Source organism: Nakamurella sp. (assembly GCF_048594475.1).
In the GTDB taxonomy this organism is placed as follows: Bacteria; Actinomycetota; Actinomycetes; order Mycobacteriales; family Nakamurellaceae; genus Nakamurella.
The window spans coordinates 1-3752 of record NZ_JBMDXT010000401.1; the positions used below are offsets into that span (position 1 = coordinate 1).

Genomic DNA, 3752 nt, shown 5'->3' on the forward strand with positions numbered 1-3752 from the left:
CCGCCACCCGCCGCCCCGCCGAGGAGCTGCACGGCCTGGTCGACGACATGATCAAGCTGCTGGAGTCCAAGGCGCTGCCCGACCTGCGCCGCGGTCGCTACCCCGACCGGGCCCTCGGTGGCCGCATCGCCCAGGTCCTGCGGGCCGTCGCCGACGATTTCGACGCCTGACCTTCCCGAAGTGACCCCGCCCGCCCGCTGACCGGCCCGGCGCTCGGTTGCCGATGCCCGGACCGGGGCCGGTGCCCGTCGGGCGCAGGCCGATGCCCGGCGAGCGGGCAGTGGTCTTCGGTCGGCTGCGCGTTGGGTGTTGACCACCGCTCTGGATGACGACCGCTGACTCGTGCTTCGTCATTGGTGCTGCCGACGAACGTGCGCGGGTGTGCTGGCGGGTTGAGTCCGGTGGTTGTCACCGTCAGTGTGACCAGCATCGGGAATTGGACAACGGCCCTCCCGCCGACGTGTCCGGGAAGACCTGTGCGGGAGGGCCGTGCTCGGATGCACGGAGGCACCCGTTGGTCACGGTAGAGGCGAATCAGGATCTGGTCGAGTCCCGGTTGACGGGCGGCGGTGTGCCGTGCCCGGTCTGCCCGGGGGTGCTGGCCCCGTGGGGGTGGGCCCGCCGACGTGACGTCCGAGGCGTCGGACTACTGCGGCCCCGCCGGGCCAGGTGTTCGTCGTGCCTGATCACGCACGTGCTGCTGCCGGTCACGGTGTTGCTGCGGCGGGCCGACGCGGCCGCGGTGATCTGGGCCGCGTTGGTCGCCCGGTCGGCCGGCCACGGGCACCGGACGGCCGCCGTCCTGGTCGGGGCGCCGACGTCGACGGTCCGGGGCTGGTTGCGGCGGATGAGCATCCGGCTGGAGCCGGTGCGAGTGCACTTCACCGTCGCCGCCCGGCGGGCCGGGGTGGACCAGGCCGCGCCGGACGCCACGGGCAGCCCCTGGCGGGACATGGTCGCCGCGGTCGCCGCGGCCTGGCTGGCGGTCACGTCCCGGTTCGGGTCGGCCGGGTTGGTCGGCACGGTGACGGCCGGGCAGGTCGCGGCCGCGTCCTCGGGTGGTCGGCTCCTGTCGCCGGGCTGGCCGGCGCCGGCTCACCGTTGTTGATCAACACGAGTTGCCCCTGACGGCGCCGCCTCGGGTCGGGGATCGTCGCGAAGACCGTTGCCCGGCAACACCTGCCGGGTGGTGCGGTGACGATGAGGACGGGTGTGGTTGATGAGTGTGGACACGGTCAAACAGCGGGAACGGGCGCAGCAGATCGCGTTGTTCCGGTACCAGTTGATCTGCCCGGCCCTGGATCCCGGGCTGTCGACCAAGCAACGCGGACGGGTCGTCCGGGCGATCGCCGAACGGGACCACGACGGCCCGTTCGGCGGCCGGGTCCGGTACTCGCGGGAATCGTTGGACCGGTGGATCCGCCGCTACCGGGCCGGCGGGTTCGAGGGCCTGTGCCCGTCGCCCCGGGAGCAGGGCACCCGGATCGACGCCGGCGTGTTCGACCTGGCCGCCGGCCTCAAGCGGGAGAACCCGGCCCGCACGGTCGCCCAGGTCGCCCGGATCCTGCGGTCCAGCACGGGCTGGTCACCGTCGGAAACGACGCTGCTGCGGCATTTCCACCGGCTGGACCTGATGGTGCCCGGCGGCGCCGGCCCGGCCGTGTTCGGCCGGTTCGAAGCCCCGGATTGCAACGAACGGTGGGTCGGCGATGCCCTGCACGGCCCCAGGGTCGGCGGCCGGAAAACCTATTTGTTCGCGTTCCTGGACGACCACAGCCGGGTGGCCGTGGGGTATCGGTTCGGGTTCGCCGAGGACACCGTCCGGCTGGCCGCGGCCCTGCAACCCGCGCTGGGCAGCCGCGGCGTCCCCGGTTCGGTCTACGTCGACAACGGATCCGCGTTCGTCGACAACTGGCTGCTGCGGGCCTGCGCGGTGCTCGGGATCCGGCTCGTCCACAGTCGGCCGGGCCAGCCGCAGGGGCGGGGCAAGATCGAACGCTGGTTCCGCACCGTGCGGGAACAGTTCCTGGTCGAGATTTCCGACAGCACCGCCGACCATGTCCACGACACCGGGATGACCCCCGCCGGCGCCCTGCTGGAACTCAACGGCTTGTTCACCGCGTGGGTCGAGGCCAGTTACCACCACCACGTGCACTCCGAAACCGGGCAGACCCCTTTGCAACGCTGGAACGACGGTTGGCAGCGGGCCGGCCGGACCCCGGCGATGCCCACCACCGGCGATCTGACCGAGGCGTTCCTGTGGTCCGAACAACGGGTCGTGACCAAGACCGCGACCGTGTCCCTGCACGGCAACACCTATCAGGTCCAGGCAGAGCTGGTCGGCCGGAAAGTCGAGTTGGTGTTCTCCCCGTTCGACCTGGAAACCATCCGCGTCCGCTACGACGGCCGCGACCACGGGCCGGCCGTGCCGCACCGCATCACCCGGCACACCCACCCCAAAGCCAGACCCGAAACCCCCGAACCGGCAACGACACCGCGGACCGGGATCGACTACCTCGCGCTGGTCGCCCAGGACCACCACCAGCAGATCAGCGCCGATCAGAAGATCAACTACCACGCCCTCTACCCACAACATCCCGGCGAACTACCCGGACAGCTAAGCATCGACGACGCCCTGGCCGACCTCGACAGCGACGATGATCAGGCGGTGGCCCGGTGAGCGTGCAACGTCTCCAGGCCCATTACGGCTTCACGCGTATGCCGTTCGGCCGGAACCTGGCCCCGGGCATGCTGCACCGGCACCGCGGACTGGGCGAAGCGATCGCCCGGATCAGCTGGTGCGTCGACCAACACGCCCTCGGCGTGATCACCGGCGAGGTCGGCGCCGGGAAAACCGTCGCCGTCCGCGCCGCCACCGCCGCGCTGGACAGCAGCCGGCACGTGGTCATCTACCTGCCCAACCCGTCCGTCGGGGTCCGCGGCATGCTCCACCACATCGTCGCCGCCCTGGGCCGGACCCCGTCGTTCTACACCTCGATCCTGGCCCCGCAGGCCGCCGATGCCCTCGCGGCCGAGCACGCCGAACGCGGCCGCACCCCCGTCGTGGTGATCGATGAGGCGCACCTGCTGGACAACCAGCAACTCGAAGCACTGCGCATGCTGTCCAACCACGACATGGACTCCGGCAGCCCGTTCGCGGCGCTGCTCGTCGGGCAACCCACCCTGCGGCACCGGCTCCGCCTCGGGGTGCTCGCCGCGCTAGACCAACGGATCTCCGTGCGCTGCACCCTGACCGGAATGACCGACCAAGAAACCGCCGACTACCTCACCCACCACCTCAAGATCGCCGGCCGCAGCGACACCCTGTTCAGCGGTGACGCCACCACCCTGATCCACAACGCCGCCCGCGGCTACCCCCGCGCCGTGAACAACCTCGCGATCAACGCGCTGACCGCGGCGTTCGCCCGGAACCAGGCCATCGTCGACGAGAAATCAGCCCGGGCCGCGATCGCCGAAACCGGCGGCGACTGACCCTCACCCTGACGACGAACCCGCCACCATGACCACCAAGGCCCCGCCCAGCACCACCGGGCGGGGCCTATCAACACCCAGACCATCGTCAACAACGACGACGCCATCATCGCCAGGCAGAGCACCGGTCAACAGTTGGGTCCGGTTCAGGCTTGTCCGGTGCGGTTGTTCGGGTCGAGTGAAGACTCGTGCTCGGTGAGCGGGCGGTGGTCTTCGGTCGGTTGCGCGTTGGGTCCTGTTCCGGCTTGTCCGGTGCGGTG

The 3752-nt window shown here is 70.8% G+C and carries 3 protein-coding genes and 1 pseudogene; all 4 read left to right on the plus strand.

Going from position 1 to position 3752, the window contains the following annotated elements; all coding sequences use genetic code 11:
• A pseudogene (locus ACOJUF_RS17945) lies at positions 1-170 on the plus strand (cold-shock protein); the annotation flags it as partial.
• Between the two features lie 524 nt (positions 171-694).
• The gene (locus tag ACOJUF_RS17950) at positions 695-1108 is read left to right on the plus strand and encodes a hypothetical protein (protein ID WP_420123184.1); all 414 of its coding nucleotides are present in this window, start codon (positions 695-697) and stop codon (positions 1106-1108) included.
• 111 nt (positions 1109-1219) lie between these two features.
• Complete coding sequence (locus tag ACOJUF_RS17955) at positions 1220-2680, plus strand: DDE-type integrase/transposase/recombinase (protein ID WP_420123185.1); 1461 nt, start codon at positions 1220-1222, stop codon at positions 2678-2680.
• Positions 2677-3492, plus strand: a complete 816-nt coding sequence (locus ACOJUF_RS17960) for an ExeA family protein (RefSeq protein ID WP_420123186.1) — start codon at positions 2677-2679, stop codon at positions 3490-3492. Before ACOJUF_RS17955 ends, ACOJUF_RS17960 begins: the two co-directional genes overlap by 4 nt.
• Positions 3493-3752 lie beyond the last annotated feature (260 nt).

Coding starts and splice junctions, on each gene's coding strand:
- ACOJUF_RS17955 (WP_420123185.1), top strand. CDS start 1,220: ATGAGTGTGGACACGGTCAAACAGCGGGAACGGGCGCAGCAGATCGCG.